The sequence below is a fragment of the Kangiella taiwanensis genome (assembly GCF_020005165.1).
Taxonomy (GTDB): domain Bacteria; phylum Pseudomonadota; class Gammaproteobacteria; order Enterobacterales; family Kangiellaceae; genus Kangiella; species Kangiella taiwanensis.
Genome location: NZ_JAHCLT010000002.1, coordinates 599,939 through 626,902, shown reverse-complemented (window position 1 = coordinate 626,902; position 26,964 = coordinate 599,939). Strand labels below are relative to the sequence as shown.

The following is a 26,964-nucleotide window of genomic DNA, read 5'->3' as shown; positions in this document are numbered from 1 at the left end:
AAAGCCACCATTTCGGAGGAGAACAATATGTTTAAACAGACAATAACCACGATACTTGTGGCAGGATTAATTGGCTGTGCATCATCGCCATCGGGTGATACTGAGGTTTCTGAGGGTGTTAAGCTTTTAGAAACTGTTGAGCAGCAGCCAGATCAATTAGTGATTCCTTATAAAAAATTTGTTTTGGATAACGGCTTAACAGTCGTCTTACATGAAGACGATAGTGATCCTTTGGTGCATGTGGATGTTACCTATCACGTGGGCTCTGGGCGTGAAGAAATTGGAAAATCTGGTTTTGCGCACTTTTTCGAGCATATGATGTTCCAGGGATCAGAAAATGTCGCTGATGAGCAGCATTTCAAGATCATTTCAGAAGCTGGCGGTACTTTAAATGGTACAACCAACTCAGACCGTACGAATTACTTCGAAACAGCACCATCAAACCAACTAGAAAAAATGTTGTGGCTTGAAGCTGATCGTATGGGCTTTCTGCTTGATGCTGTAACTCAGAAGAAATTTGAAGTGCAGCGTGAGACGGTAAAAAACGAGCGCGGACAACGCGTGGATAATCGCCCTTACGGTCGCCTAGGTGAGCGTGTTGCACAAGCACTATACCCAGAGGGTCATCCTTATTCTTGGCCGGTTATTGGCTACATGGAAGACTTGAATCGCGCTAACGTGAACGATGTGAAAAAGTTCTTTTTGCGTTGGTATGGCCCAAATAATGCGACTTTAACCATCGGTGGTGATATTGATGAGGAACAAACGCTGGAGTGGGTTAAGAAATACTTTGGCTCAATCCCTCGTGGTCCAGAAGTAAAAGATCCAACGCCTACAGAAGTGACGTTAGACGCTGATCGTTATATTTCATTAGAAGATAACGTGTCGTTACCTTTGTTGTATATGGCATACCCAACAGTAAGCCGTTTACATCCTGATGAGGCGCCATTAGATGTGTTGGCGTCGATTATTGGTCAAGGCAAAACCTCGATTCTTTATAAGAACTTAGTCAAAAATGGTGTTGCTGTGCAAAGTAGCGTGAATCATGGCTGTAAAGAGTTGGCGTGTGAATTTGTCTTGTATGCACTACCGAATCCAATGTCGGGAAAAGGGCTTGCAGATTTAGAGAAGTCGATTCGTGACAGTTTTAAAGAGTTCGAGCAACGTGGTGTTAAAGCTGATGATATCGAGCGCGTTAAAGCAAGCATTAAGTCGCAATTGATTTATGGCTTACAAAGTGTCTCAGGTAAAGTGTCTCAACTCGCTGCGAATCAAACGTTTGAAGGAAACCCTAACCTTATTCAGAAAGAGTTAGAGCGTTATGAAAACGTGACCGAAGATGATGTAATGCGAGTTTACGAGAAGTATTTAAAAGACCAGCATGCTGTCATCATGAGTGTGGTTCCAAAAGGCATGAAAGCGATGGTTGCTCATGAAGATACTTGGACTCCTGAGCCACGAAAGATTCCTGAATACCAAGAAGTCACAGAAGCTGATCTTGATGTGCGCGTGGCCAAAGATGACTTTGATCGCAGTGTTATGCCAGAGGCTGGCGATAACCCAACGATTAAAGTACCTGAAATTTGGAGAAGTGAGCTTTCCAACGGCATTAAAGTACTCGGTGCAGTGAACACAGAGACGCCAACTACTGCAATTAGCCTTCGTATCAAAACCGGCACGTCTAACGATCCATTAAATAAAATTGGCTTGGCGAGCATCACGGCTAGCATGTTGAATGAAGCGACTGAAAGTTACTCGAATGAAGAGTTGAGTGATATTCTGCAAAAGCTAGGCAGCTCTGTATCTATTTCTGCAGGTGAACAATATACGCAGGTGACGATTCAAAGCTTGACTGAGAATTTAGACCGCACACTGCAAATAGCGAACGAAAAATTACGTGCGCCAAAATTTGACCCTGCTGACTTTAAGCGAGTTAAAGAGCAAACTATTGAAGGCATTAAAAGTGCAGCTAAGCAACCTGCAGTTGTCGCTAGCAATGTCTACCAGAAGCTATTGTTCGGTACCGATAATGCATTCGCTTACCCAAGTTCAGGTTCTATCGAAACGGTTAATAATATTACGCTAGAAGACGTAAAGAACTTCTACAATACATATTACTCACCAGCAATTAGCTCGATTGTTGCGGTATCCGATCTTGAAGAAGATGAGCTTAACAAGAAGCTGAAGCGCTTTAGTTCTTGGGAAGGCGGTGATGTTCAGCAAGTGGCTATGAAGCCATTCCCTGAGTTGCAAAAAGCCATCTACTTTGTAGACAAGCCTGGAGCTGCTCAATCTGAAATTCGTATTGGTAAGCGTGCGTTGCCATACGATGCGACTGGTGAGTACTATCGCGTTAATCTGATGAACTACAATCTTGGTGGCGCTTTTAACAGCCGTATCAACATCAACCTTCGTGAAGACAAAGGCTATACCTACGGCGCGCGTTCGGGCTTCCGAGGTAGCGAAGATTACGGTTATTTCACGGCATCTGCTGGTGTTCGTACCGACGCGACTGATAAGTCAATTATTGAGTTCTTAAAAGAGATTAAGGCTTATCACAACAGTGGCATGACGGAAGCTGAATTAGAGTTTATGCGAAACTCACTAGGCCAGCGTGATGCGCGAGATTATGAAACGCCACGTCAGAAATTAGGCTTCTTAGGTCAAATCATGGCATACGACTTAGATGAAGATTATGTTGATGAGCAAAGTGATATCTTGCAGTCGATTGAACTCGAAGAGTTAAATCAGCTAGCACAGAAACACTTAGTGTTAGATGACATGATTATCGTTGTCGTTGGTGATAAAGCTTCGGTAATGCCTGGGTTGGAAAAGCTGGGCTACGACATTATTGAAGTTGATGCTGAAGCGAACAAACTCTAGTTCGGGTTTGTAAAATTGAGCAAGATAAGGGCCTTTCGAGGCCCTTTTTTGTTTTTGTCATAGAAGAAATGGTTGGATTTGCTACAATTTAACCAAAATAACCTAAGGAAGTTTTCCCTATGAGTTGCTCATTTCAACGTCGTTCGATATCTGCCTCTCTCCTAATGTCATCATTATTCTTGACTGGCGAGGCATTGGCGAATGAAGAAGACAGAGTGGATTATGACGAGTGTGTGCTACAAAGAATTGAGCTCGCTGATAAAGACACGACGGTTAAGGAAGTTAAGGAGTACTGCGAGAAGCGAAGTGACCTGGCTATATTTCGGCCGAGCAAAGAGCTATTGGCATCGGAGGAAACAGAACAAGACAAGTCGGTGACAGAGGATGGCGAGGAAGAGAGCCCAAAAGAGGGGTCAGCATTATTAAAGAAACGACTCAGAATGGAGTATCGGGTTCGAGACAATCGCTTTGCCATCATTCCGCATAAGCCGAATTATTTATTACCAGTGACCTTTAATAACACTCCGAATGAAGAGAGCTTAGAGAATGCAGGAGACGAGCGCCAAGTAGATAATGTTGAAGTGAAGTTTCAGGTCAGCTTCAAAACACCATTCTGGGAAAAGCCGTTTGGTGAAAACAGTGCACTATTTTTTGCCTATACAGGTCAATCTTATTGGCAGGCCTACAATAAGGACGTGTCTAGCCCGTTCCGAGAAACCAACCATGAACCAGAAGTTTTTGCCGCTTGGGCAACCGATTGGCAGTTGGGCGGTTGGCAGATTCCCTATTTCTCTGCAGGTATTTCGCATCAGTCGAATGGACGATCTGGCTTAGGCTCGAGAAGTTGGAACCGAATTTATACCGAGTTTGCCTTTGAGCAAGACCGTTGGGTTCTTGCTTTTAAACCTTGGTGGAGAATTCCAGAGGACCGTAAAACCGATCCATTGGATCCTGATGGCGATGATAATCCCGACATTGATGATTACATGGGTTACTTTGAACTCTATTCTGCCTATCAGTGGGATGAGCATAATTTCGGGATCTTGCTGAGAAATAACTTACGTGGTGATAATAAGGGCGCGGTGCAGTTCGATTGGACGTTTCCGTTGGATGATGAAGGCAAGCTTCGTGGCTATGTACAATACTTTAACGGCTATGGTGAAAGCTTGATTGACTACAACCGACATGTCAATCGCTTAGGCGTTGGGTTTGTACTCACTGATTGGTTATAGTTTGTAAGGCGTCAGAAATGACGCCTTTTTAGTATTAGGTTTACGTGAATTTACGGTTTTTTCACAAGAGTGTGGTAGTGTATGGAAAACACATATGAAAGGGGATACCAATGATTCGTTTTAATCGACTTAGTTGGCTGTGGGGGGTACTTCTGGCGAGTTCGGCCTCGACAGTATTAGCGCATGGTGAAGAACGACCCGAAATTACTATTAAGGCACAGCAATTATCAGATGGTCTGTATGTATTATTTGGTCAGGGCGGTAACATCGGATTGTCGGTAGGTGATGATGGTGTTTATATCATTGACGACCAATATGCCCCTTTGACAGAAAAAATTAATCACGCCATCGATAAGATCACTGAACAACCCGTTAAGTTCGTCATTAATACGCATTGGCACGGCGACCATACTGGCGGTAATGAAAACTTTGGTAAAGCGGGCGCAACCATTATTGCGCATGACAATGTGCGTGAGCGTATGAGTAGTGATCAAGTGATGGCGTTTTTTGGCAGAGAAGTTCCAGCGTCGCCTAAAGATGCACTGCCAGTGATCACCTTTAGCAATGAGCTCAGCTTGCACTTAAACGGTGATGACATGCGGGTTTATCATGTAGCGAAAGCCCACACCGATGGCGATGCCATTATCTATTTTGCAAAAGATAATGTTCTCCACATGGGGGATACCTATTTTAATATTGGTTATCCCTTTATTGATACCGACAGTGGAGGTTCAATTGATGGCTATATCGCTGCTTTAGAGAAAGGGTTGGAGCTTTCGGATGACAAAACACAAATCATCCCTGGTCATGGACCTATGGCAACTCGAAAAGAGATGGCTTTGTACGTGGCAATGCTCAAAGAGCTTCGTCACAATGTGGCCGAACTAAAAGGCGAGGGCAAAAGCCTTGAAGAGACGATCGCCGCTAAGCCTAGTGAAAAGTTTGATGCTAAAAATGGCCAAGCCTTCATCAAGCCAGACCAAATCGTGACGTTTATTTATAACAGTTTGTAGTATAGCTACTCAATGTAAAAGTCGAGGCTAAGTTCTTGGTTGAGCTTGGCCTCTATTTTGTCCCCACGCTCTACCACACCAACACCCGACGGGGTTCCTGTAAAAATTAAATCACCTGGCTTTAATGTGACATGTTTTGATAGTTCCACAAGAATTTCTGTTGGTGCCCACACCATATCTGAAAGTTGCCCCTCTTGTTTAAGCGTTTGATTGACGGACAGAGAAATAAGTCCGTTATTGATTTCATCTAAATCAGCGATAGGCTGTATAGCGGAAATGGGTGCAGACTGATCAAAGCCTTTGGATAAGTCCCAAGGCCGTCCTTTTTGTTTGGCTTCCGCCTGAAGATCGCGCTTGGTTAAATCAATCCCTAAGGCGTAGCCGTAAATGCTATCTGCAGCTTGGTGTTCATCGGCTTCAACCAGTTCTTTACTAATCGCAATAACCAGCTCAACTTCGTGGTGAAGTTCATTGGTCATTGGCGGGTAGGCCAGAGCTTTTGGCGTAATCACTAAACTATCAGCTGGTTTGGTAAAGAAGAAAGGAAGTTCGCGTTCATCGTGGCCCATTTCTTTGGCATGAGCAGCATAATTTCGACCAACACAGTAAACTCGTCTCACTGGAAATGATAAGTCACTACCGAGAATTGGAAGTTGTGGTGTGGCTGGAATAGGGAACAATGTAGTCATGACAAACATAGAGTTTACGGATAGTTCAAAGTACAATAACGACTTTCAGACTGTTTGCCAATGGAATTATTATGAACCGTTTTGACTGTGTTAACACTATCAGCAAGTTACTAATTATAAGCATATTAGGACTTACGCTTGTTGCTTGTAATCAAGAGCCGCCGAAAGAGGGTATTGAAGTCACTGATGCGTGGATACGCAAAATGCCGCCAGGTGTGAGCAATACTGCTGCCTTCATGACCATAACCAACCATACTGGCAGTGCTGTAACGTTAACCGGAGTATCAATGGATGATGCTGGTCATGTCATGATGCACGAGACAAAAGTTGTTGATGATATGGCTAAAATGCAGCATTTAGATACGGTTGTGATAGAACAGTCCGTGAATTTTGAGCCAGGCGGTAAGCACGTGATGATTATGGGGCTAGACATGTCTCAGGGCGCGACAAGTTATAACATCAGGTTACACTTTGCTAACAAGCCGTCACTTGATGTTACCGCTGAAGTACGCGATGCTAATCAATAGCATCAATCAATAGATTTAGGGTGAGCCATGAATTTTGATACTCAACCACAGGCTTCCAAAAAGCGTAAAAAGTTGACTTGGATTGTGACAGCCGTTGTGTTGTTGCTAATCCTAATGCTCGTTTTTATCTTTATGTGGAGCAGTGAGCCGGAGCCGGTCGATACCAAGAAAATCGGGCAGGAATTCCCAGGCGAGGCGCCAATTGGTTATGTCACGGTTGAAACGGTAGCACAGGTTGCAGAGTCATTATTGAATAAAAGTGGCGGGTATCTGAGCAATGACATCTTGCCGCCTAGCGTGTTTATGGACAATATGCCGTCCTATGAGTTTGGTGCTTTGGTACAAATTCGTGACATCGTGCAGGTGCTGAGAAACGACATTAGTCGCTCACAGTCGCAGTCTCTCGAAGATGAGGCGTTAAAGTTCGCAGAACCAGCCTTTAATATTCACCATAAAAAGTGGATGTTCCCGCGAGCGGAGCGTGAATATCAAAAAGGTGTCGACTTATTGCGCGATTATCGTGACCGTTTGACTGACCCATCTGATACGGAAACGCAGTTCTATGCTCGTGCAGATAATTTGCGTTCGTGGCTTTACCTCGTCAGTAAGCGCTTGGGTGGTCTGTCGCAACGTTTAAGTGCCAGCGTTGGTCGTACTCGGATGAATACGGATTTAGCCAATGATCCTTCGGCACAGCAATCAACAGGCAAAGGGCAGTTGGTAACGGTTAGAACACCATGGATGGAGATCGATGATGTGTTTTGGGAGGCTCGTGGCTCGACTTGGGCAATCATCCAATTCTTAAAGGCAGTGGAGCATGATTTCGAGCGCGTCTTGCGAGACAAGAATGCCGTCGCATCATTCCAGCAAATCATCATGGAGTTAGAAGCTACCCAGGAAACCATTTGGAGTCCGATGATTGTTAACGGCAGCGAATTTGGCTTCTTAGCGAACCACTCGCTGGTGATGTCTTCCTATATTTCTCGTGCTAACGCGGCGATCATCGATCTTATTGAGCTGTTAAAGCGCGGTTAGCTTGTATCGCAGAATTAAGCCCATGATAGTAAACGACTATCATGGGTATCAAATCAATCAATTTTACCTTCCTATCTTAAGAACCGATAATAACTCCTAGCGTAAAAACGTTGATTTAGCCACGTTTTTATAGAGCTTGCTGTAGCTCATTGTTAGTTAAGTTATTGATTTACAAGTACATCGGGTCTTGACGAAAACTTCACGCCAGTCTCGTTAAAGTATCAGTGTTGATTACTTTTTGTACTCTATAGATATTGTTGAATAGTAGTTGGCATGGAAGCCGATTGAGTCATGTTCTTCCCCAAATCTTGTTTAGAAATGACTCTTTTTTGCCCCGCGCCCCAATGCGGGGCTTTTTTTACTTTGCCTTTAAACCTTTTTACTGCAATCATCATCTAATAAGAAAACACTAAGCAGTAAAACGTTTGTCAGCGATTGAAGCGGTAACACTAGAGCCGGAATCTGTTCTTAGCCTCGTAAAAAAGGCTCAGGAAGGATCGGTGAGCGCGTTTGAAATACTCTATAGACATCACTCCAATCAGATCTTTCTTCTTTGTTTAAGAATGTCAGGTTGTCGCACGCACGCTGAAGACTTTATGCAAGAGACGTTTATAAAAGCATGGCAGGCGCTCGCTTCCTTCAAAGGCGATAGCCAGTTTTCAACTTGGCTACATCGTATCGCCGTGAACACTGTATTAGCAGATAAGCGGAAAAGTACGCTTGATTTAGTGCAGGGTCATGATTGGGAGCGAGAGGTTGAGCAAAGTCTGTCTGCTACGCATAACAGCGCTCAAATAGATCTTGAAAAAACGATTGTTCAATTACCAGCGCAGGCACGGCACGTGCTAGTATTGCATGACTTGATGGGGATGACCCACCAAGAAATCAGTCAGCAATTGGATATTGCTGCTGGTACCAGCAAAGCCCATCTCAATCGAGCACGAACGCTGATGAGGGATTTGCTAAATAATCCTAGTGAGAAACCAGTATGAGTAATGAGACTGATCTATTAAAGCAGCTTCAAAACTTGCCGAATGAGGCGCATGCCCCTGATCGTTGGCAAGCGATTGAGCAAGCAATTCATGATGACACTAGAAACATGCCGCAAGATACTAAACGTCCGTGGTGGCTTTATGCCGTTGCTGCAAGCGTATTATTCATCGCGGCATTATCGCCAGTATTCCTAAATCAAAGTGTCCCGTCGGCTATCAATACTCAGCCTGTGGCACAAGAAGAAGCTGAAAAAGACCAGCCTAGAACACCAGAAGTGTTTGTGTTGACTATAGAAAGTCTTCAGCAAGGTAACGCGTCTTATTACGCGAAATTAGGTCATATGGTGCGTGACGGCAATCATCTTGTGTCGCCACAAACGCTGGATTCATTAGATAGCTTGCGCCAAGCACAGCAGCAATACCGTGAGGCGCTAGCCCAAAAGCCAGAGAGTGGCCGTATTCAACAGCGATTATTTTGGCTGTACCAAAAAGAGCGTCAGTTGCTGCGTCAGTTAGTCGTTTAGCACTGAGCGAGCCTGTCCAAAGTCATCAGGCAGAAAAAAGCCCGCGAACAAGAAGAGTTTAGCGGGCTTTTTAATGAGGCTGTCTTAAAACAGATTAGCTGTTTTTGAACATTTCGATGCTGTCTAGGATTTCTTTCTTAGCAGACTCTGCGCCTTCCCAACCAGCAATCTTAACCCACTTGCCTGGCTCAAGATCTTTATAGTGCTGGAAGAAGTGCTCGATTTGGTTACGTAATAATTCTGGCAGCTCGTCAACTTCGTGGATACCTTGGTACATGCTGCTTAATTTACCCGTAGGAATCGCAACAACTTTCGCGTCTTCACCAGACTCATCCGTCATTTTTAATACGCCAACTGGACGACATGGAATGACACAACCTGGGATTAAAGGGAAAGGTGTTGGTACCAAAACGTCAACCGGATCGCCGTCTGCTGACAAAGTTTGGTTCACATAACCATAGTTTGTTGGGTAGTGCATGCAGGTCGCCATGAAACGGTCTACGAATACTGCGCCTGTGTCCTTGTCCACTTCATACTTGATCGGATCACTGTGTGCAGGGATCTCGATAATGACGTTAATTTCTTCTGGGATGTTTTTACCAGCAGGTACGTTATCCAAACTCATTACTTTACCTTTATTTGCGTGTTAGTGCGTTGGGGCAGCAGCCCCCAGAGGGCGCGTATTATAGCGGTCTTTGTTCACAAAATAAATTGGTTAATCAACAATCATCTTGTATATAAATTGTACAATTGTTAAAACTGCTATAGACTGAGGACGCAAAGAAAAAAATTTATATAACTTTCAAAGAGATAAATCTAAATGGGGGCTTTATGCAAGAGATGCTTTACCTGCCACCAGCACTAGGTGTGCTGGGATTGATTATCGCGTTTGTTATTTATGGCGTGGTAAAAAAATACCCTGAAGGGGATAGCGCCATCAAGAAGATTTCGGATGCTATCCACACAGGTGCCATGACGTTCATGCACAGAGAATATAAAATGCTCGCAATTTTCGCGGGCATTTTGCTTATTATACTCTGGGTTTCTCCGCTCGGTGCCAATACTGCTCTAGCATTTGCGGTAGGAGCTATATCATCAGCACTGGCTGGCTATATCGGTATGTACACCGCAACCAAAGCCAATGTACGAACCACTACTGCGGCACACAGCAAAGGACCCGCAGAGGCCTTAAGCGTGGCTTTCTTTGGCGGCTCTATCATGGGCCTTTGCGTGGCGTCGCTTGGTTTGATTGGTCTCGGGGCACTGTACTGGTACTTCGGCTCGGATCCTACCAGCGCACATTATATTCATGGCTTCGGCATGGGCGCCTCATCGGTGGCACTGTTCAGTCGTGTCGGTGGTGGTATTTACACCAAGTCTGCGGACGTCGGTGCCGATCTTGTGGGTAAAGTCGAAGCCGGTATTCCTGAGGACGATCCACGCAACCCAGGCGTCATTGCGGACAACGTGGGCGACAACGTAGGCGATGTGGCTGGCATGGGCTCGGATATTTTTGAGTCTTACTGTGGCTCTATGATTGCCTCCATTGCCATCGCTGCGACGTTAGTGGGTAGTGATTTAGGCAGCAAGAACGCACTCATGTCGGCGCCACTGGCGTTAGCCTCAGTCGGTCTGATTTGCTCAATCTTGGGCATACTGATGGTCAAAATGATGTCGCGCAAAAGCCCTGAAGTGGCATTACGAATTGGTACCATCGGCTCGGCGGTACTGTTTATTGCAGCGGCTTACTTTCTATTGAACTCCATGGGCGTTTCGACCAATGTCTGGATGGCGGTATTATGTGGTGCTGTTGGCGGCATCATTATTGGCTTAGTCACTGAGTACTACACCTCGGCTAAGCCAGTGCGCAAAATTGCCCAGTCTGGTGAAACCGGCTCTGCAACCGTTATGATCACTGGTTTGTCGGTAGGTATGCAATCGGTGGTACTTCCGATCTTAACTATCGCTGCCATTATTTATATTTCAACCGAATTGGCGGGCCTGTATGGCGTAGGCATTGCCGCAGTGGGCATGTTGGCGACGGTTGGTATTACCATGGCAATTGATGCTTATGGCCCAGTTGCTGATAACGCAGGTGGTATTGCCGAGATGGGTGGGTTAGGAGAAGATACGCGTAAGATCACTGACTCGCTTGATGAGCTCGGCAACACAACCGCAGCGATTGGTAAAGGCTTTGCTATCGGCGCAGCGGCTCTTGCAGCGTTAGCCATTATCGCAGCCTTTGTCGAAACGTTGGAGGCCCATAGAGGGTCGAGTTTCATGCTGCATATTGGTGATCCCACCGTATTGATGGGGCTCTTTATTGGTTGTGTTATTCCGTTCTTAATCGCTTCAATTACCATGACTGCAGTAGGGGATGCGGCGTTTGCCATGATCCATGAAATTCGTCGGCAGTTCCGTGAAATTAAAGGCTTGCTTGAAGGCACAGCAGATCCAGATACGAAAAAGTGTGTGGATATTGCGACCACCGCTGCCTTGAAAAAAATGGTTCTACCGGGCGTAATTGCAGTATCAGCGCCGCCACTGGTTGGCTTCTTGCTCGGGGCGGAAGCGCTGGGTGGCATGTTAGGTGGCGCTTTGATCAGTGCCGTAGCATTAGCCTTGATGATGGCGAATGCCGGTGGTGCTTGGGATAACGCGAAGAAATTCGTGGAGAAAGGGAACCATGGCGGTAAAGGCTCTGAAACCCATGCGGCCACGGTCGTTGGCGATACCGTTGGCGATCCATTTAAAGATACGTCAGGCCCATCAATGAACATTTTAATTAATGTGATGGCGATTGTGTCTTTGGTCATAGCGCCACTGCTTTAAAGCCCCTAAATGTGTCGCTGGTGTTGTTTCATGCATCAGCGGCATACTTTATCCCCTAAAATCCATTCCTTTAATTCTCATATTGCTTAAGCTTTGCTAAAGTGTATGGCTTATAAAAAGTCTCAAATAATAATGACTCAAGGAATAGGGAATGAATTGTAAGTACCATACCCATGAAAAAGCGCAGTGGTATTGTCATCAGTGTGACATTTCGTTTTGCGTGAACTGTTGTGATATTCATGAGCGTGAAATTGCGCCGCGCTGTTTGCTGTGTCGAACACACCTAGAATCCTACGGTGTCAGCGATAAAGTCACGCCTTTCTGGAATAAACTGTCCGAATTTAATAAATATCCTTGGCAAAAGAATGCCTATAACTTTTTACTGACGTACATGGGCATTGCGTTTGTGATCGGCCTGATCACGGACTTTATTCCAATCATGATGATTCAGTTGTTATTGTTGCTGGCACTTTACTCAATTGGAATCGGATATGTCTTCACTGTGTTAACCAGAACGGCGAGGGGAAAGTTCGATGCGCCCAGTTATGATGAAGCGTTAACCTTTAATTCCGATTCGATGACGGGCAAAGTCATTGGTCTCTTTTTGACAATAATCGGCATTGGTTTTATAGGGTATCATATTTTTGGCAGCGGCTTCATTCTGCCCTACATTGCCGTCGTTTCGTTTGCTAATCCGGCCATGCTTATCATTTTAGCGATGGAGAAGCATGTTACTTCAGCGATAAACCCAGCACGAATAGCGAGTTGCGTTAAAGCTATTGGGTGGCCCTACTTATTACTCTTTGGCTTTTCCTTCTTGATTGATACGGGACTTGAGTTCGCACAAAGTCAGCTTCATTTCTGGTTACCACAATCCATCGCCTATCCAATGCTCTTTGCAGCGTTGGCGTATTTTTATATCGTAAAATTCAGTATGTTTGGTTATGTCGCATTCCAATATCACAATGAGCTGGGTTACGGCATTGATGCTGAAAACTTGCTGGACAACGACAGTGAGTCAGCGCTTGAAAAGCGCTTAATGGCGAAAGCTGATGTCTATATTCAAGAAGGGCGTTTTGAGGATGCAGAAGATGTGCTTTACGATTTAGCACAAGACAAAAAGCACACGGTTAAAGCGTTAGAGCGTTTGGTGCGTTTGAACATCGTGCGACAAAATCCTGCTGGAGCGATAAAAGCAGCTAATAATTACTTCCAAAATCCAAACTTGTCTGGGATTGGTGTGGAGGCGGTTCGCTTATATCAAGAAATCGTTGCTTATGAACCCCACTTTAGGCCAATGAATGCAATGGCAAGATCCGTATTGATTAATCAAATGAAGCATAAGCGCTATCTTGAGGATGTTAACAAGCTCACTTCGATATCTGAAAAAATGCAAAATGACGTTAACTTACCTTGGTTAATGCTATCTCGAGCGAAGTTCGAATCAGAAGTCATGAACGATGACGCTAAAGCACTTGGCATGGTCAATAAATTACTGAGCAAATACCCTCGCGGCTCCCACCAAAGAGAAGCCGAGCAGTTGAGGCAAGTGTGTCAATCAATGCAACAAAAGGCACCATCGGCTTAGTCTGTGAAGAGCTTCATATCCTAGAAAAGCTTTAGCTGGGCTTTGCTAAAGCTTTTTTAGCTTCTTGACCAATAAACGTATCAGGGTGTTTTTTACTTAGGTAAGTAAACACCTTTTGATAGGTGGTGTGGTCATCATTTTTTTCACAAGCAAGACCGAACTGAAATAAAAGCTTTGGTAGCTGCTCATTAAAGTCATAGTGCTTGACCACAAAGTTAATGATCGGCTTAGCTTGATGCAGTTGGCCCTTCTTGACCAAGTGTAAGGCGTACTGAATTAAGGTTTCAGCCGGCAGCACTTTCAACCCTTGACCATTGCCGGTTAACTCACCCAGAGCAACGTCTGTAAGTTTGGCAAACTGATGATCCTTAACATTTCGTAGCACGATGCGGTTACACAGTGCATTGAATGTTTGTGAGCTTGGGTTAATCTTTTCCAGTGCGTAAAGCTTGGTGTAGTAGTCAATGTTCTGCGGATCCTGCTCAATCAATTGTGAAAACAGTGTTCTGGCACGATCAAACTCCAGCTGCTGAAAAGCTGAACAGGCTTCGTCATACTTAGCCTTCAATGGATGAGTATCTACTTCAGGGACGGAAACTTCGGCATCGTTGTTATCAGTACGGCTCTTAGGTAAATACTTAAATAGTAGCGCACAGATAAAGCCCGCAACTAAACCACCAAAGTGAGCCATATAAGCAACATTGTCATCGCTGATGACCGACATGATGTATTCTTTTGCTAAGAAGTAGAAAAACACCAAAGCCGCAGGCAGCTTTACATAATCAAAAATCACGAATAGCCAATAGAAGTAGCGAATATTCTTAAGTCCATACCAGCCGCAGAAGCCGCCCATTAAGCCCGAAACCGCTCCCGACGCACCGAGACTAGAGCCATAAATTGTTGATGAGGTGACTATATAAAAGCCAGCGGCCCCAAAACCAGATAACAGATATAGAAAGAGAGTCTTTCCTCTTCCCATCAATAACTCCAAATTGAAACCAAAAAGGAACAGGAAAAGCATGTTGAAAAATAGATGCATGTGGTCTGCATGCATGAACATGGCTACTAGCGCATCTATAACATTAGGTGAATAGTTTTTGAGAAGGTATTTATTAGTGAAATCTTTTTGAAGAATGTCTTCAAGTTTTTGCCTTTTGTTTTTCCATTCAAGAGAGTACGAGCTTAGAGATTCTATGTGCTGTGCAAAATCTTTCCGGATAATAATATAGCTAATCAGCTCTCTATCAGATAAGCGGTTAGAGAATCTTTTTAGATTGTTATAGGTGTCTATATCGTTATTAAGGAGGTAGTCGTAAAAGGCATCTTTTTCCTCGTCGAGTAACTCCGATTGCTTATAATACTCTAATGCCTGAGTGTGTACTTTCTCTCCATCACCCTGTAGGAAGTAAAATACCCATACATTCATTAGGATTAATAAAATAGTTAAGTAGGGCGGGTTTTTCTTAGAAATACCGTTTTCAGCGGGTAATAAAAGCATGGCAAGCGCTCCGATCCTTCGTCGTTATTATGGTTCTCAATGGTTATTGTTTATCGTCATTGGGCTAATTATAAACAAATGACAAAAAATTTAACCCCTTTTATTGGTTTAGCCGTTTATAGAATTGAAAGTACTAAAAAAGGGGAACATTATGAGAACAATTCTATCTGTCATACTCGCCGCCGTAGTCACTGCAGGCTTGTTATTTTGTATGAGCCTACTGATCAAAGATCAGCACATTAAAGAAGAAGAGCCGCCACCAACGGTAGAGCTCAGTGACATAACCATTCCTGAGGAAAAGCCTAAGCCGACACCTGAAGTGGTAAAACCGCCACAACCACCAGCGATTGAACCAGCGCCAAAAAGTGATGGCGATCCCATAGACACAAGCGAGATTGATGCTCCAACAGAGAAGTGGGTGTCTATTGAGACGCCAGACGTTATCGGCCTACCAGATGGTATAGGAGATGTACCTGCAGTGGATTTTTCTCAGGAGTCCGAAGCCATGCCCATGTACCGCACACAACCGAATTACCCTATTATGGCGCAACAACGCGGGCTTGAAGGTTGGGTACTACTGACATACGACGTCGATACCAGCGGCACCTTGTCTAATATCGCCGTTATGGACTCTGAGCCACGCAAGATTTTTGATAGAGAAGCGATGAGGGCCTTACGTAAGTGGAAATTCAAACCCGCCATGACAAATGGACAGCCTATTGCCAGCGTCGGCCAAACCGTCAAGATTGAGTTTAATATGGATCAGGAGTGATCCAATTTTTATTTCGTCATCCCGCGGTACCGAGGGCACTCCCTTGGGTTGCTAACCGCGGGATCCAGTGTCTTTAATAGTAGGGCGGGCCTTGGCCCGCCAAAAGACAAGTTACCCACTCACACACTTCCCCTAACCTACTGATCTTGCTACTATCAGCAAAGCAAACACGACAATGAAAATAAATATTCTAATATCAAAGGTTATCAGCGCTGTCTGGTAATATAATGTTAGGCTCATAGGAGAAATTATGAAATATGGAGTATTAGTCCTTCTCTTAACAACTTCGCCCTGCTTTGCTGAGCAGTACATTTGCGTCGCCGATATGTCAACAGGCTTCTCATATAGTGAATCGACAAAGCGCTGGAAAGAAACAAGCTTTAGAACAGATGAAAACAAATACATAATTTCAAAATCTGATTTTGGAAAATATGTGCTGAAAGTAACCCAAATTGGTTCAAAGTATCCACTCGCTTATTGTGAACAAACATTTAACGAACAAGGCTACCTGTTTTGTTCAGGGCTTGGCGGAGAGTTCAAAATGCAAAAAGATAATGGCCGCTATATTTTGTCGTACACATTAGGTTATTACAATGTATTACCTTCAGTTAATGAAATTACAGACAGCTCAAGTGATACACCACTTTTGGAAATTGGTAAATGCTCACCACTGTAAGCCTAACAATGGGCTCCAAGGGATGCTCCGCTTCGCTACTCGGCCCTGAGCCCGGGCGTTATGTTGTGGAGCTTGATAGTAGTAAACTTGAAACTACCATCAGAATTGATTCAGCAATAAAAAAGGCCTCAACCGAGGCCTTTTTACTAGCAAATAAGACTATTAAATTTCAAATTTAGTTTTTAACTTCTTTTTGATCAGTTCGTTTTTAAGCTCCACATATTGTGGCAAGCCGTTTTTGTAAGGTGGGTAGGCTTCGCCGACAATTAGTGGCTGTAAGTATTCACGACATTCTTCGGTAATGCCGAAGCCGTCACGTGAGATGTATTTGCGTGGCATCATTTTTTCAACGTTAGCAACGTCCGCTAATTTCGCTTCGCCAACCGTCCAGCGGTAGGTTTTTGTATTCTTGCGAACGATGGTCGGCATGACGGCGTTTTTACCAGCGTCAGCAAACTCAACTGCTGCTTGACCCATGGCATAGGCTTGCTCAACGTCTGTTTCAGAGGCGATATGACGTGCTGCACGTTGTAAGTAATCGCACACTGCCCAGTGATACTTGTAACCAAGCTCACCTTTGATCATTTGAGCTACTACTGGTGCAACGCCGCCAAGTTGCTTGTGACCAAAGGCATCCACTGTGCCTGCGTCAGCAAGGAAGGTGCCGTCTTTATAAGCCGCGCCTTCAGAAACGACAATCGCGCAGTAACCGTGTTTCTTAACGGTGCGCTCGACTTTCTTTAAGAACTTTTCTTTATTGAAAGCGATTTCTGGGAACAGAATAATGTGTGGCGCGTCGCCATCTTTTTCGCAGGCTAAACCGCCTGCCGCTGCAATCCAGCCTGCGTGACGTCCCATCACTTCCATCACGAAAACTTTAGTCGAGCTTTCCGCCATCGACTTAACGTCAAACGCTGCTTCACGAATCGAAACCGCAACATACTTAGCAACCGAACCGAAGCCTGGGCAGTTGTCGGTAATCGGTAAATCGTTATCCACGGTTTTTGGAATACCGATACAAGTGATTGGGAAGCCCATCTTTTCGCTTAATTGAGACACTTTGTGCGCCGTATCTTGCGAATCGCCGCCGCCGTTATAGAAGAAATAGCGAATGTCATGTGCTTTAAATACTTCGATTAAACGCTCATACTCGGCTTTGTTCTCTTCAAGGCTTTTCAGCTTATAGCGGCAAGAACCGAAAGCACCAGAAGGCGTATGCTTTAGTGCAGCAATGTCTTTCTTAGTTTCTTTGCTGGTGTCGATTAATTCTTCACGCAAAGCACCGATAATACCGTTACGGCCTGCGTAGACTTTATTGATGTTGAGTGATTTGCGCGCTGTTTCAATCACGCCACAGGCTGTCGCGTTGATGACTGCTGTTACGCCGCCGGATTGGGCGTAGAAGGCGTTATATTTTTTCTTTGGCATAGAGTTTCCTCTGTAAAACTTGTGCTATCGAGCTTCCTATTAGCTACTGCGCCACAGTAAGCATTGTTAAAATTAGCTCAAAACTCTTCATTTATTAGTACATAAAATCATCGTTTATCGCTAATTTTGCCGCGCTTACCGTTTTGCTCGTGACGCGAATAGTTCAGCTCATTAACTGAATGTGTCATGACAGGTGATGAAACCTGCAAAATTGTGGCGATTTTACCGTATTTTGAGATTTCTTTCCTGAAAAGATGACGAAAAATCATGCTTGGCTTATGATTGTCAGCAAAGTTTCATCAGATTATTGATAATTCATACATGCATATTCATATTTTAGGCATCTGCGGTACTTTTATGGGCGGGATTGCTTTGCTGGCTAAGCAGCAGGGGATTTCGGTCAGTGGTAGTGATCAGAACGTTTATCCGCCGATGAGCACTCAGCTGGAGGAGCAGGGCATTGAACTGATTCAGGGCTTTGATCCGAAGCATATCCCCGAGCATACGGATTGTGTGGTGGTGGGTAATGCGATGTCTCGCGGTAATCCTTCGGTGGAGTATGTGCTTGAGCAGGGTTTGAATTATCGCTCTGGGCCGCAGTGGTTATCGGAGAATATTCTAAACGATAAGTGGGTACTAGCAGCCTCGGGAACGCATGGTAAAACCACCACGTCGAGTATGACGGCATGGATTCTAGAGTATGCCAATCTTAATCCTGGGTTCTTAATTGGCGGTATTCCTGAGAACTTTGGATTATCGGCGCGCTTAACCGATTCGCCGTTTTTTGTGGTCGAAGCGGATGAATACGACACGGCTTTTTTCGATAAACGATCTAAGTTTGTACATTATCGGCCGCGCACCTTAATAATGAACAATCTTGAGTTTGATCATGCGGATATTTTTAAAGATATCGACGCCATCAAAACTCAGTTCCATCAATTAATCAGAATCGTCCCAGGCAATGGCCTGGTCATTTACCCGGAAGATGAGCAGTATCTGCAAGATGTTGTTGATATGGGCTTTTGGTCGCAGAAAGAGCTAATCGGCCCTGACAATGGCTGGCAGTTTAAGTTATTAGCAGAGGACGGTAGCCACTTCGAAGTGTTTTTTGCGGGCGAAAAGCAAGGTGAGGTGAATTGGACTCTCATCGGCATGCATAACGTGGTCAATGGCTTGGCCTCGATTGCTGCGGCACGTCATGCAGGCGTTCCTGCACACCACTGCTGTGATGCTTTGTCTGAGTTTCAAAACGTTAAGCGTCGAATGGAACTGAAAGGCGAGGCGGGCGGAGTTGCAGTGTATGATGACTTCGCACATCACCCAACAGCGATTCAAACCACCTTATCAGGTTTCAGAAAAAAGGTCGGCGATAAGACCATCATCGCAATTTTAGATTTACGCTCAGCGACCATGCGATCAGGGATTCATAAAGATACTTTAATCCCTACGCTGGAAGAAGCAGACGAAGTGATCATTCACAAACCTGCTGAATACGACTGGACGTTCCCGCAAGAACAGCTTGAAAAGCTCAAAAGCGTCCAGATATTAGAAGACGTGCCTACCATTCTGCAAGCAGTTTCAAAGATGGTACAATCGGGTGACCAAATTCTTGTAATGAGTAATGGCGGTTTTGGTGGCATTCATCAAAAACTGCTGGAGCAACTGGCTGAATGAGCAATAATCAAGACAAGGCAATTACCTTAGCGGTGACTGGAGCATCAGGAGCGCCTTATGCGTTGAAGCTGCTGCAAGAGTTATCGAAGCATTATCAAAAAGTGTACCTCATGCTGTCCAGTGCTGCGCGCGTGGTCTTGGCTACTGAATGCGGTGTGCAAGTTAACAAATCACCCAGCACCATTGAGAAAGAGCTGACCCAACAGTTAGGCCTTCCAGTCGATACGCTTGAAGCCTTTTCCAGCGATAACTGGATGTCACCGGTGGCGAGCGGGTCGAGTGCGCCAAAGCAGATGATTGTCTGCCCCTGTAGCACTGGAACCTTGAGCGCCATCGCTAACGGTGCTTCAGATAATTTAATTGAGCGTGCCGCGGATGTGGTGATGAAGGAGCGGGGGCAGTTGATTCTAGTCCCGCGTGAAACACCGTTTAATACGATTCATTTAGAGAATATGACTCGCTTATCGCAGATGGGCGTCACTATTATGCCTGCGTCTCCTGGCTTTTATAACGAACCGACATCGATTGATGATTTGATCGACTTCATGGTGGCGCGTATTCTTGATCATTTGGATCTAGAGCACGACCTTGGACATCGCTGGGGTTACAGCGGTAATTGACGGCTTCGCTGTCATCCTGAGCTTGACTCAGGATCTTTTCTGGTATGAGATTTACGTTTTATGAGATCCTGAATCCAGTTCAGGATGACAATATCCGCGCTCCTGAGTTTACTTGTGGAGTGATGTGACAAATAAAAACATGGTACTTAAATGACAAAAGCATTATCTATTAAAGACTTATGCAAGACCTACGATAATGGCACACAAGCGTTAAAAGGTATTAGCCTCGAAGTAGAGCAGGGTGATTTTTTTGCGTTACTTGGGCCAAATGGTGCGGGTAAATCTACAGCTATCGGCATTATTAGCGCTTTGGTCAACAAGAGCGCCGGTAAGGTTGAGGTGTTCGGTCACGATATCGATAGCGACCTGACCAACGCCAAAAAGCAATTAGGGTTAGTGCCACAAGAGTTTAACTTCAACATGTTCGAGGGCGTTGAGCAGATCGTGGTGCAACAAGCGGGTTATTACGGCATTCCGCGCAAAGAAGCGAAAAAGCGTGCACAGCCTTTGCTCGAACAGTTGGGTTTATGGGACAAGCGTGATGCTCAATCACGAGAACTGTCTGGTGGTATGAAGCGTCGTTTGATGATTGCGCGTGGATTGATTCACGATCCTAAACTGCTAATTCTGGACGAGCCAACGGCTGGCGTCGATATTGAATTACGTCGTTCGATGTGGGACTTCATGCAAGAATTAAACCGCGAGAAGAAAACCACCATTGTTCTAACAACCCACTACCTCGAAGAAGCTGAGAGCTTGTGCCGCAACATCGCTATTATCAATCACGGCGAAATTGCTGAAAATACCAGCATGAAAAGTCTGCTGGCCAAACTCGATATGGAAACTTTCGTTTTAGACACTACGGGTTTACCAGCGGAGCTGCCACAGCTGAATGGGTACGAGGTACGAGTGCGCGACGAAAACACGATTGAAGTCGATGTCCATAAAGGTGCTGGTGTGAATGGCGTGTTCCAAGAACTGAGCAAGCACGATATTACGGTGTTGAGTATGCGCAACAAAGCAAACCGCTTAGAGGAGTTATTTGTGCGTCTGGTTGAAAATCCACACGGAGGGCAGAAGTCATGAATTTAGTTGCTTTCCAAACCATTGTTGTTAAAGAAATTACTCGCTGGACTCGTATTTGGACACAAACCTTATTACCACCAGCGATCACCATGACCTTATATTTTGTGATCTTCGGTAATTTGATTGGTTCTCGTGTTGGCGAGATGGACGGTTTCGACTATATGGAGTATATCGTGCCGGGTTTGATCATGATGTCAGTGATCACAAACTCTTACGGTAACGTTGTATCGTCGTTCTTTAGCTCAAAGTATCAACGTTCGATTGAAGAAATGATGGTTTCGCCAGTATCCAACTGGGTGATTCTCGCGGGTTATGTCGGCGGCGGTGTTTTGCGTGGCTTGTTGACCGGGCTTGTTGTAACCGTTATCGCATCGTTCTTTGTAGATTTGCAGATCCACAATTTCTGGGTGGTGATTAGCGTGGTCTTATTGACCTCGATACTATTCGCCATTGGCGGTTTAATTAACGCGGTTTTTGCCAAGAAGTTTGATGACGTTGCGATTGTCCCGACCTTTATTTTGACGCCGTTAACCTATTTGGGTGGTGTCTTCTACTCGATCAGTTTGCTACCTGAGTTTTGGCAAGGCGTGTCCAAATTAAATCCTATCATTTATATGGTGAATGCTTTCCGCTATGGCTTCCTTGGTAAGTCTGATATTCAGATTGGTATCGCCTTCGGCATTATCTTTGTCTTTATCGGCTTATTAACCTTCTTCGCGATGTACCTACTGAACCGAGGTATTGGCTTACGTGCCTAGCGCAGAGAGCATCAGAAGCGAGAATCAAGTTCTTCCCATATTCCCGCTCCAGCGGGTTGTGTTCCCAGATAGTGTGCTTCGATTGCAAATTTTCGAGCAACGCTATCTGGACATGATTGCTAGACAACTATCTAATGAACAAGGTTTTGCTACTTGCCTCATTAAAAAAGGCAACGAAACAGGGATCCCGGCGACGCCTTTTGATTACGGCACTTACGTTGAAATCGTCGACTTTGATCAAAGGGAAGACGGTATTTTATTGATTACCTGCCTCGGTAAGCAGCGTGTCAGAATTAACTCAACTTCAATTCTCCCCGATAAGCTCATTAGCGCCAACATCTCATTCTTAGAGAACCTACCGCAAGAGCCGATCACTGAACATCAAAATGAATTGATTGATCTCTTAATGGATCTAGGTAAACACCCCCAAGTCGAAATTCTTGAGGCCCCAGAACGCTGGCAGCACATGGATTTTATTGTGGAGCGGCTGACAGAGTTTTTGCCAGTATCCGAAGCACAGAAGCAGGCTGTATTAGAGGAAAGCCGGTTGGATACGCGAATCGCCATGTTGTATCAGATGTTGGCTTGGCTGAAGTAATAAGAATTTATAACTCATTGCGCTTTTGCACCAAATCTGAGATTATTTCGCAGGATTTTTACTCAAACCAAAAAAACAGGGATACATATGAAGAACTATAAATTATTTATCGTCTTGCTTGGCGTTTTATTTTTAACTGCATGCGCAACAAGATTAACCCAACCTCAAGGTCCAGCATTACCACCCAAAGTACCATTTAAAGCCTTTGAAAGGGTAGCTTTGTACCCTATAACTATAAGCCCTGACTTTGCAGATGATGGGGCAAATATAGACGCCAGAGATAAAATGGATGGCTACTTAAAAGAGTTGTTGAGTGCGACCTTTTCTAATAAAGAGTTTGTGATACTAGAGGAAGGGGACACCATTACTCCATCTGATAAAAGAACGTTAGCTATTTCTCCACGTATAAAAGAAATAAAGTACATCAATACGGCAACACGTATTTTTGCGGGTGCGATGGCTGGAGGTACCGCTTCATTAATGGACGTTAAGTTTGAAGATGTTTCTAACAATGTAGTTATTGGTCAGCCTGAATTTTATGCTGACGCAAGTGCTTGGTCAGGCTGGGGTGCTGACAATAAGGCATTGAATCGAGTTATCGAAGATATTAATCATTACATCAGAATTAATCATTAACTTTTCTTTCAGGCAAAAAAGAGCCCACCAGGTGGTGGGCTAATGGCTTGCGCATTGATAAACCTATCTAAGTTAACTCGTTTGAGTATTGGGGAAGACAATGAAGCTCAAACAATGAATATAGATTAACTGTATTAATTGTATTTTTCTATACCGTACAATGTAAAAATGTTAACTAACACACGTTTGGAAGTGTTTGTTTTTCAAAGAAATGTAAATTATTCTGACAGGTTATGCAGTGGTGACTTAAGGCCAAAACCACATCTGCATTAAAGAGTATTTCATAAGAATTATTAATGCAAATATGGCTTGGGTCATACTGCAAAGTATTTCTACAAATCGTGCCAATAAAAAAGGCACCGTAGCGGTGCCTTTTATTTTTACAGTAAATGCCCTAGTAAGAGCAAGCATTGACTTAAACGATAGGGCTTGTGTCCTTATCGTAATCCACGCCATCAACTTCGAAGCCAAACAGCTTGAAGAATTCATGCTGGTAGCCTTTGTAGTCTGAGATCTCGCCAATGTTTTCTGTGTTAGCGATTTCCCAAAGACGCTCAACTTCGCCCTGAATCTTGTCGTCTAACTCTTTTAGGTCAACGCGGAAACGGCGAGTATCGTCGTATGTCGCATCGTTACCGTACATTTGATCGGCAATAAGCTCACGAATCTGCTCGATTGGCCCTTCATGAACACCGTTTTCCTTCATGACTTTATAGAGTAATGAAATGTATAGCGGCATGACAGGAATCGCTGAGCTTGCTTGAGTCACTACAGCCTTCAGTACCGCAACGTTAGCCGTACCGTTATACTTGTCTTGCAACATCTCATGAATAGCATGCGAAGCGCGGTCTAAGTCTTCTTTTGCCTTACCAATGGTGGCGTGACCATAAATTGGCCAAGTCAGTTTTTTACCAATATAAGTATAAGCCGTCGTTTTCACGTTATCCGCCAAGACGCCAGCTTCGTCCAGAGCCTTCATCCAAAGCTCCCAGTCTTCGCCGCCCATGACTTTAATCGTGTTTTGAATATCGTCTTCCGTCGCCGGCTCGATTGAAATGTCGTGAACAATACCTTTGTCAGTATTCAAGGTTTTTTCAGTGACCGCTTCACCGATAGGCTTTAACGCAGACTTATAAACGTCGCCAGAGTCAGGATCTTGACGGCGTGGAGAGGCTAATGAATAAACCACTAGGTCAATCTTGCCCATCTCTTCTTTAATGATCTTAATCGCATCTTCTTTTGCTTGGTGCGAGAAAGCATCACCATTGATCGACTTATTCCAAAGCCCAGCTTCATCAGCCGCCAACTCGAAACCACGATTATTGTACCAACCCGCAGTCCCCGTCTTATTCTCAGTGGCTTCTTTCTCAAAGAACAAACCTAAAGTCTTAGCGCCATAACCAAACGCCGACACAATACGCGACGCCAAGCCATAACCCGTCGAAGAACCAATAACCAACACATTTTTAGGGCTATCAGCCGTAACTTCAGGCTTATTATTCTTAACGTATTCAATCTGCTCATTGACGTGAGCGATACAACCCTGAGGGTGCGCCGTGGTACAAACGAAACCACGTACTTTCGGCTTAATAATCATAAAAATACAACTCCAGATAAAAATATGGCGCTATTGTAACGTTTTTTTGGGGTAAAGGGGTACTACCAGCTTATTGATTGGGAAACAGGTCGAATTTAGGGCAGCCCGGAGCCTTGCTATTAAGTTATGGCCTGAATAGACTATGCAGCAGTTTGAAAACTAGTAAACATTATAATAAATCATCGAAGGAGAAAGGAAGAAATGTTATTTAAAAGTTTTGTGGTGTTGATGGCGTTGACAGTGGCCAGTATGGACGTATCGGCTTCTGTGAAATGGGACGAATTATCTTTAGATCCAAGCAAAATACCTAGCAAGGTTCACTATAAACTGGGCTCTGAAATGAAAACAGAAAAGGATGGGTTAAAGGTATCTTTTAAGTTACAAGCGATGCTTGCCATGGAAACTGATGTTGATGACGACATAGTTAGTTTTAGCGATACTTTAGATTTTGGAACTCGCTCAGGGTTATTTGCTACTGAGGCTAAAAGTGATAACTACCTTATGCCGATTTCTATCGTTAATAGGCAGTACCGAAGAGGTGAGCTAAAGCGTGAAATTGAAGCAGACTTCGATGAGATGGATTATGAGTTAGATTATGGCTCAAAAGTGGTAGAGCGTAGCTATCCGCAGGATACGTTGACTCTGAATGTCTTTTTAAGATATTTACCGCAGCTTCCAGCTGAAGACGGCTTTGAAACACGTGTTATGTTTTCTGACAAAACCCTAAAGAATGCTTTTTTGAACAAAAATGATTCTAAAGAAGTGACGATCAAGTATGTCGGTAAAACAAGTATCCAATCTGATGAACGCGAGGTTAATCATTTTGCTATTGAAGGGTTAAGTGGCGCTGCTAACTTTTATAGTGTTGGTGGTGAGGTAGTTCGGTTTGAACAAGGTGGTTCTAATGTTGCGGTCTTGATGTCTTCCCAAGAAGTTGAAGAGTACCTAGCACAAAAAGCTGTGTTTATTGAGAAAGCTAAGCTTAAAGCTGAAAAAGTAAAACAGTTTTCTAACAAAGCTTATGAGCTTATTAAAGAAGGTAATGTAGCCAAAGTGAAGAAGCTCTATGAAAAAGATCGGTTGAAAGTTAATTTACCTATTAAATTTAACAAACTTCCTTTACATTTGGCGGCCGAGTCCAATCAACCAAAGCTTGTTAAGCTATTTGTAGAGTATGGTGCAGAGATTAACCGTAAAGCAAAGTATGACAGAACTGCATTACATGCCGCTGTATGGGGAAAGTCTTTAGAAGCAGTAAAAGTATTAGTTGAGTTGGGAGCCGATGTGAACGTTAAGGATGCAAATGGCTTAACGCCTTTGGTTACTTCAAAGCGCCTACAAGGGCGAAAGGAAATTACTGGCTTTCTTGAAAGTCTGAAGTAGCGTTAAGGTCTATTTACTTTCAATAACTAACCGTTGAGACCAAGAGTTGGGGGTGATTTCAATTTCTGTACCCCCAACTATTTTTATAATAATAAGGTGATTAATTTGATAAGCAGCAATAATAAAGTAAAAGAGTTTTTTAATGCCATTCGTTCCAAAATAGAAATAACAGAGCATTGTTTTAATACAGGAGCTTCACAAGAGCAGTTAAACCACCTTGAAGTAATGATTGGTTATGAACTTCCTCTAACTTATAAAGAGCTTTTACGCTTTGCGAATGGAGAGGGCGAGAAAAGATTGTTAACAATGGGGTTGTTTTTCTCTAGCGTGCAAAATGTTATAGCTGAAATAGAGCGTTTTAAGTCTTATAAAGATCATAAGCCTGACAGTCTTTATCAAGATGGAATGGTGAAAGCTAGTTTATATAACCCGAAACGCCTACCGTTTGCCTCAGATCAGTCTGGTCAATACCTATGTATAGATTTTGACCCAGACAAAAATGGTAAATTTGGACAAGTTATTTATTTACCGAGTGCTGAGCCAGAACCTATTTCCGTTATCGCCAATACTTTTGATGAATTTCTTGATTTTATAATATCAGCAATCAACAACAATCAGCTAAGCGTATATGATGAGCGAGATGATTGGGATGAAGATGATTGGGATGAATGGAGAGAGGATGAGAATGAGGATTTGAGGAAAGTTGATGTGTATTTTGAAAAGCAATGGCGAGATGATTGGACAGATATTGCAGAGGATTATAACCGTAATCAATAGCTATGAGCTATAAAGTGACTGGGTACAAAGTATAACTTCTGATATTTGTATTTTTTCAAAGGAACGAGCGATTGGTTCACGCTTTTTATCATGTGGTTGTATTTACTGGCGGTAATAGCCCAGTCGGTTTGACCCGATGGGCTATG

General features: G+C 43.9%; 24 protein-coding genes. 19 read left to right on the top strand and 5 right to left on the bottom strand.

Translation table 11 applies throughout. From position 1 onward, the window contains the following. Nucleotides 1–27: 27 nt before the first annotated feature. The 3 genes from KFK88_RS08465 to KFK88_RS08455 all read left to right on the top strand — a co-directional run bounded on the left by KFK88_RS08465 (nucleotide 28) and on the right by KFK88_RS08455 (nucleotide 5,128). Entirely contained in the window at nucleotides 28–2,883 is a 2,856-nt protein-coding gene (locus KFK88_RS08465; protein ID WP_223578558.1) for a M16 family metallopeptidase, read from the top strand. A gap of 119 nt (nucleotides 2,884–3,002) precedes the next feature. Then, nucleotides 3,003–4,115 carry a phospholipase A gene (locus KFK88_RS08460; protein WP_223578556.1) on the top strand — a complete coding sequence of 371 codons (1,113 nt, stop codon included), beginning with the start codon at nucleotides 3,003–3,005 and terminating at the stop codon, nucleotides 4,113–4,115. A 110-nt stretch (nucleotides 4,116–4,225) separates the two neighbouring features. Continuing rightward, nucleotides 4,226–5,128 (top strand): MBL fold metallo-hydrolase, encoded by a 903-nt coding sequence (locus tag KFK88_RS08455; RefSeq protein ID WP_223578554.1) that lies wholly within the window; start codon nucleotides 4,226–4,228, stop codon nucleotides 5,126–5,128. A 5-nt stretch (nucleotides 5,129–5,133) separates the two neighbouring features. Here KFK88_RS08455 and KFK88_RS08450 read toward each other — a convergent pair whose 3' ends face one another. Then, a complete protein-coding gene (locus KFK88_RS08450; protein ID WP_223578552.1) occupies nucleotides 5,134–5,817 on the bottom strand; it encodes a fumarylacetoacetate hydrolase family protein in 684 nt (227 codons plus the stop codon). A gap of 71 nt (nucleotides 5,818–5,888) precedes the next feature. Between KFK88_RS08450 and KFK88_RS08445 the strand changes: the two genes are divergently transcribed. From KFK88_RS08445 to KFK88_RS08430, 4 genes are all read left to right on the top strand, one after another. Further along, a complete protein-coding gene (locus tag KFK88_RS08445) occupies nucleotides 5,889–6,344 on the top strand; it encodes a copper chaperone PCu(A)C (protein ID WP_223578550.1) in 456 nt (151 codons plus the stop codon). 27 nt (nucleotides 6,345–6,371) lie between these two features. Beyond that, entirely contained in the window at nucleotides 6,372–7,379 is a 1,008-nt protein-coding gene (locus KFK88_RS08440; protein ID WP_223578548.1) for a DUF2333 family protein, read from the top strand. A 425-nt stretch (nucleotides 7,380–7,804) separates the two neighbouring features. Then, entirely contained in the window at nucleotides 7,805–8,371 is a 567-nt protein-coding gene (locus tag KFK88_RS08435; RefSeq protein ID WP_223578546.1) for an RNA polymerase sigma factor, read from the top strand. Further along, complete coding sequence (locus tag KFK88_RS08430) at nucleotides 8,368–8,895, top strand: hypothetical protein (protein WP_223578544.1); 528 nt, start codon at nucleotides 8,368–8,370, stop codon at nucleotides 8,893–8,895. Before KFK88_RS08435 ends, KFK88_RS08430 begins: the two co-directional genes overlap by 4 nt. A gap of 94 nt (nucleotides 8,896–8,989) precedes the next feature. On the opposite strand, the gene ppa is transcribed toward KFK88_RS08430, so the two are convergent. After that, entirely contained in the window at nucleotides 8,990–9,520 is a 531-nt protein-coding gene (ppa, locus tag KFK88_RS08425) for an inorganic diphosphatase (RefSeq protein WP_223578542.1), read from the bottom strand. 206 nt (nucleotides 9,521–9,726) lie between these two features. Between ppa and KFK88_RS08420 the strand changes: the two genes are divergently transcribed. Then, nucleotides 9,727–11,727: a sodium-translocating pyrophosphatase gene (locus KFK88_RS08420; RefSeq protein ID WP_223578540.1), complete on the top strand. Its 2,001-nt coding sequence runs from the start codon at nucleotides 9,727–9,729 to the stop codon at nucleotides 11,725–11,727. A gap of 151 nt (nucleotides 11,728–11,878) precedes the next feature. Beyond that, entirely contained in the window at nucleotides 11,879–13,315 is a 1,437-nt protein-coding gene (locus KFK88_RS08415; protein ID WP_223578538.1) for a B-box zinc finger protein, read from the top strand. 31 nt (nucleotides 13,316–13,346) lie between these two features. Here the strand turns inward: KFK88_RS08415 and KFK88_RS08410 are convergent, their stop codons facing one another. Further along, nucleotides 13,347–14,813: a rhomboid family intramembrane serine protease gene (locus KFK88_RS08410; RefSeq protein WP_223578537.1), complete on the bottom strand. Its 1,467-nt coding sequence runs from the start codon at nucleotides 14,811–14,813 to the stop codon at nucleotides 13,347–13,349. A gap of 151 nt (nucleotides 14,814–14,964) precedes the next feature. On the opposite strand from KFK88_RS08410, the gene KFK88_RS08405 reads away from it, so the two are divergent. Together KFK88_RS08405 and KFK88_RS08400 are read left to right on the top strand one after the other, a co-directional pair. Next, nucleotides 14,965–15,585: an energy transducer TonB gene (locus KFK88_RS08405; protein WP_223578536.1), complete on the top strand. Its 621-nt coding sequence runs from the start codon at nucleotides 14,965–14,967 to the stop codon at nucleotides 15,583–15,585. Nucleotides 15,586–15,835: 250 nt separating this feature from the next. Then, the gene (locus KFK88_RS08400; protein ID WP_223578535.1) at nucleotides 15,836–16,261 is read left to right on the top strand and encodes a hypothetical protein; all 426 of its coding nucleotides are present in this window, start codon (nucleotides 15,836–15,838) and stop codon (nucleotides 16,259–16,261) included. A gap of 162 nt (nucleotides 16,262–16,423) precedes the next feature. On the opposite strand, the gene KFK88_RS08395 is transcribed toward KFK88_RS08400, so the two are convergent. After that, a complete protein-coding gene (locus KFK88_RS08395) occupies nucleotides 16,424–17,689 on the bottom strand; it encodes a 6-phosphofructokinase (protein WP_223578534.1) in 1,266 nt (421 codons plus the stop codon). 321 nt (nucleotides 17,690–18,010) lie between these two features. On the opposite strand from KFK88_RS08395, the gene mpl reads away from it, so the two are divergent. The 6 genes from mpl (at nucleotide 18,011) to KFK88_RS08365 (ending at nucleotide 23,061) form a co-directional block, all read left to right on the top strand. Next, nucleotides 18,011–19,363: a UDP-N-acetylmuramate:L-alanyl-gamma-D-glutamyl-meso-diaminopimelate ligase gene (mpl, locus tag KFK88_RS08390; protein WP_223578825.1), complete on the top strand. Its 1,353-nt coding sequence runs from the start codon at nucleotides 18,011–18,013 to the stop codon at nucleotides 19,361–19,363. After that, nucleotides 19,360–19,983 (top strand): flavin prenyltransferase UbiX, encoded by a 624-nt coding sequence (locus tag KFK88_RS08385; RefSeq protein ID WP_223578533.1) that lies wholly within the window; start codon nucleotides 19,360–19,362, stop codon nucleotides 19,981–19,983. Before mpl ends, KFK88_RS08385 begins: the two co-directional genes overlap by 4 nt. 150 nt (nucleotides 19,984–20,133) lie before the next feature. After that, complete coding sequence (locus KFK88_RS08380; protein ID WP_223578532.1) at nucleotides 20,134–21,069, top strand: ABC transporter ATP-binding protein; 936 nt, start codon at nucleotides 20,134–20,136, stop codon at nucleotides 21,067–21,069. After that, nucleotides 21,066–21,827: an ABC transporter permease gene (locus KFK88_RS08375; RefSeq protein WP_223578531.1), complete on the top strand. Its 762-nt coding sequence runs from the start codon at nucleotides 21,066–21,068 to the stop codon at nucleotides 21,825–21,827. The genes KFK88_RS08380 and KFK88_RS08375 overlap by 4 nt, the downstream gene beginning before the upstream one ends. Next, nucleotides 21,820–22,425, top strand: coding sequence for an LON peptidase substrate-binding domain-containing protein (locus tag KFK88_RS08370; protein ID WP_223578529.1), 606 nt, complete (start codon nucleotides 21,820–21,822; stop codon nucleotides 22,423–22,425). The genes KFK88_RS08375 and KFK88_RS08370 overlap by 8 nt, the downstream gene beginning before the upstream one ends. Before the next feature lie 87 nt (nucleotides 22,426–22,512). Further along, nucleotides 22,513–23,061: a hypothetical protein gene (locus KFK88_RS08365; protein WP_223578527.1), complete on the top strand. Its 549-nt coding sequence runs from the start codon at nucleotides 22,513–22,515 to the stop codon at nucleotides 23,059–23,061. Nucleotides 23,062–23,476: 415 nt separating this feature from the next. Here the strand turns inward: KFK88_RS08365 and fabV are convergent, their stop codons facing one another. Then, the gene (gene fabV / locus KFK88_RS08360; protein WP_223578525.1) at nucleotides 23,477–24,658 is read right to left on the bottom strand and encodes an enoyl-ACP reductase FabV; all 1,182 of its coding nucleotides are present in this window, start codon (nucleotides 24,656–24,658) and stop codon (nucleotides 23,477–23,479) included. 201 nt (nucleotides 24,659–24,859) lie between these two features. Here fabV and KFK88_RS08355 point away from each other — a divergent pair, with 201 nt between their 5' ends. Both KFK88_RS08355 and KFK88_RS08350 read left to right on the top strand, forming a co-directional pair. Further along, nucleotides 24,860–26,041 (top strand): ankyrin repeat domain-containing protein, encoded by a 1,182-nt coding sequence (locus KFK88_RS08355; protein ID WP_223578523.1) that lies wholly within the window; start codon nucleotides 24,860–24,862, stop codon nucleotides 26,039–26,041. Nucleotides 26,042–26,146: 105 nt separating this feature from the next. Continuing rightward, on the top strand, nucleotides 26,147–26,818 hold the full coding sequence (locus KFK88_RS08350; protein WP_223578522.1) for an SMI1/KNR4 family protein: 672 nt from the start codon (nucleotides 26,147–26,149) through the stop codon (nucleotides 26,816–26,818). Nucleotides 26,819–26,964: the final 146 nt, after the last annotated feature.

Excerpts from the sequence above, each read along its gene's own strand:
- KFK88_RS08465 (WP_223578558.1), top strand. The coding sequence starts at position 28 with ATGTTTAAACAGACAATAACCACGATACTTGTGGCAGGATTAATTGGC.
- KFK88_RS08460 (WP_223578556.1), top strand. The coding sequence starts at position 3,003 with ATGAGTTGCTCATTTCAACGTCGTTCGATATCTGCCTCTCTCCTAATG.
- KFK88_RS08455 (WP_223578554.1), top strand. The coding sequence starts at position 4,226 with ATGATTCGTTTTAATCGACTTAGTTGGCTGTGGGGGGTACTTCTGGCG.
- KFK88_RS08450 (WP_223578552.1), bottom strand. The coding sequence starts at position 5,817 with ATGACTACATTGTTCCCTATTCCAGCCACACCACAACTTCCAATTCTC.
- KFK88_RS08445 (WP_223578550.1), top strand. The coding sequence starts at position 5,889 with ATGAACCGTTTTGACTGTGTTAACACTATCAGCAAGTTACTAATTATA.
- KFK88_RS08440 (WP_223578548.1), top strand. The coding sequence starts at position 6,372 with ATGAATTTTGATACTCAACCACAGGCTTCCAAAAAGCGTAAAAAGTTG.
- KFK88_RS08430 (WP_223578544.1), top strand. The coding sequence starts at position 8,368 with ATGAGTAATGAGACTGATCTATTAAAGCAGCTTCAAAACTTGCCGAAT.
- ppa (WP_223578542.1), bottom strand. The coding sequence starts at position 9,520 with ATGAGTTTGGATAACGTACCTGCTGGTAAAAACATCCCAGAAGAAATT.
- KFK88_RS08420 (WP_223578540.1), top strand. The coding sequence starts at position 9,727 with ATGCAAGAGATGCTTTACCTGCCACCAGCACTAGGTGTGCTGGGATTG.
- KFK88_RS08415 (WP_223578538.1), top strand. The coding sequence starts at position 11,879 with ATGAATTGTAAGTACCATACCCATGAAAAAGCGCAGTGGTATTGTCAT.
- KFK88_RS08410 (WP_223578537.1), bottom strand. The coding sequence starts at position 14,813 with ATGCTTTTATTACCCGCTGAAAACGGTATTTCTAAGAAAAACCCGCCC.
- KFK88_RS08405 (WP_223578536.1), top strand. The coding sequence starts at position 14,965 with ATGAGAACAATTCTATCTGTCATACTCGCCGCCGTAGTCACTGCAGGC.
- KFK88_RS08400 (WP_223578535.1), top strand. The coding sequence starts at position 15,836 with ATGAAATATGGAGTATTAGTCCTTCTCTTAACAACTTCGCCCTGCTTT.
- KFK88_RS08395 (WP_223578534.1), bottom strand. The coding sequence starts at position 17,689 with ATGCCAAAGAAAAAATATAACGCCTTCTACGCCCAATCCGGCGGCGTA.
- mpl (WP_223578825.1), top strand. The coding sequence starts at position 18,011 with ATGCATATTCATATTTTAGGCATCTGCGGTACTTTTATGGGCGGGATT.
- KFK88_RS08385 (WP_223578533.1), top strand. The coding sequence starts at position 19,360 with ATGAGCAATAATCAAGACAAGGCAATTACCTTAGCGGTGACTGGAGCA.
- KFK88_RS08380 (WP_223578532.1), top strand. The coding sequence starts at position 20,134 with ATGACAAAAGCATTATCTATTAAAGACTTATGCAAGACCTACGATAAT.
- KFK88_RS08375 (WP_223578531.1), top strand. The coding sequence starts at position 21,066 with ATGAATTTAGTTGCTTTCCAAACCATTGTTGTTAAAGAAATTACTCGC.
- KFK88_RS08365 (WP_223578527.1), top strand. The coding sequence starts at position 22,513 with ATGAAGAACTATAAATTATTTATCGTCTTGCTTGGCGTTTTATTTTTA.
- fabV (WP_223578525.1), bottom strand. The coding sequence starts at position 24,658 with ATGATTATTAAGCCGAAAGTACGTGGTTTCGTTTGTACCACGGCGCAC.
- KFK88_RS08355 (WP_223578523.1), top strand. The coding sequence starts at position 24,860 with ATGTTATTTAAAAGTTTTGTGGTGTTGATGGCGTTGACAGTGGCCAGT.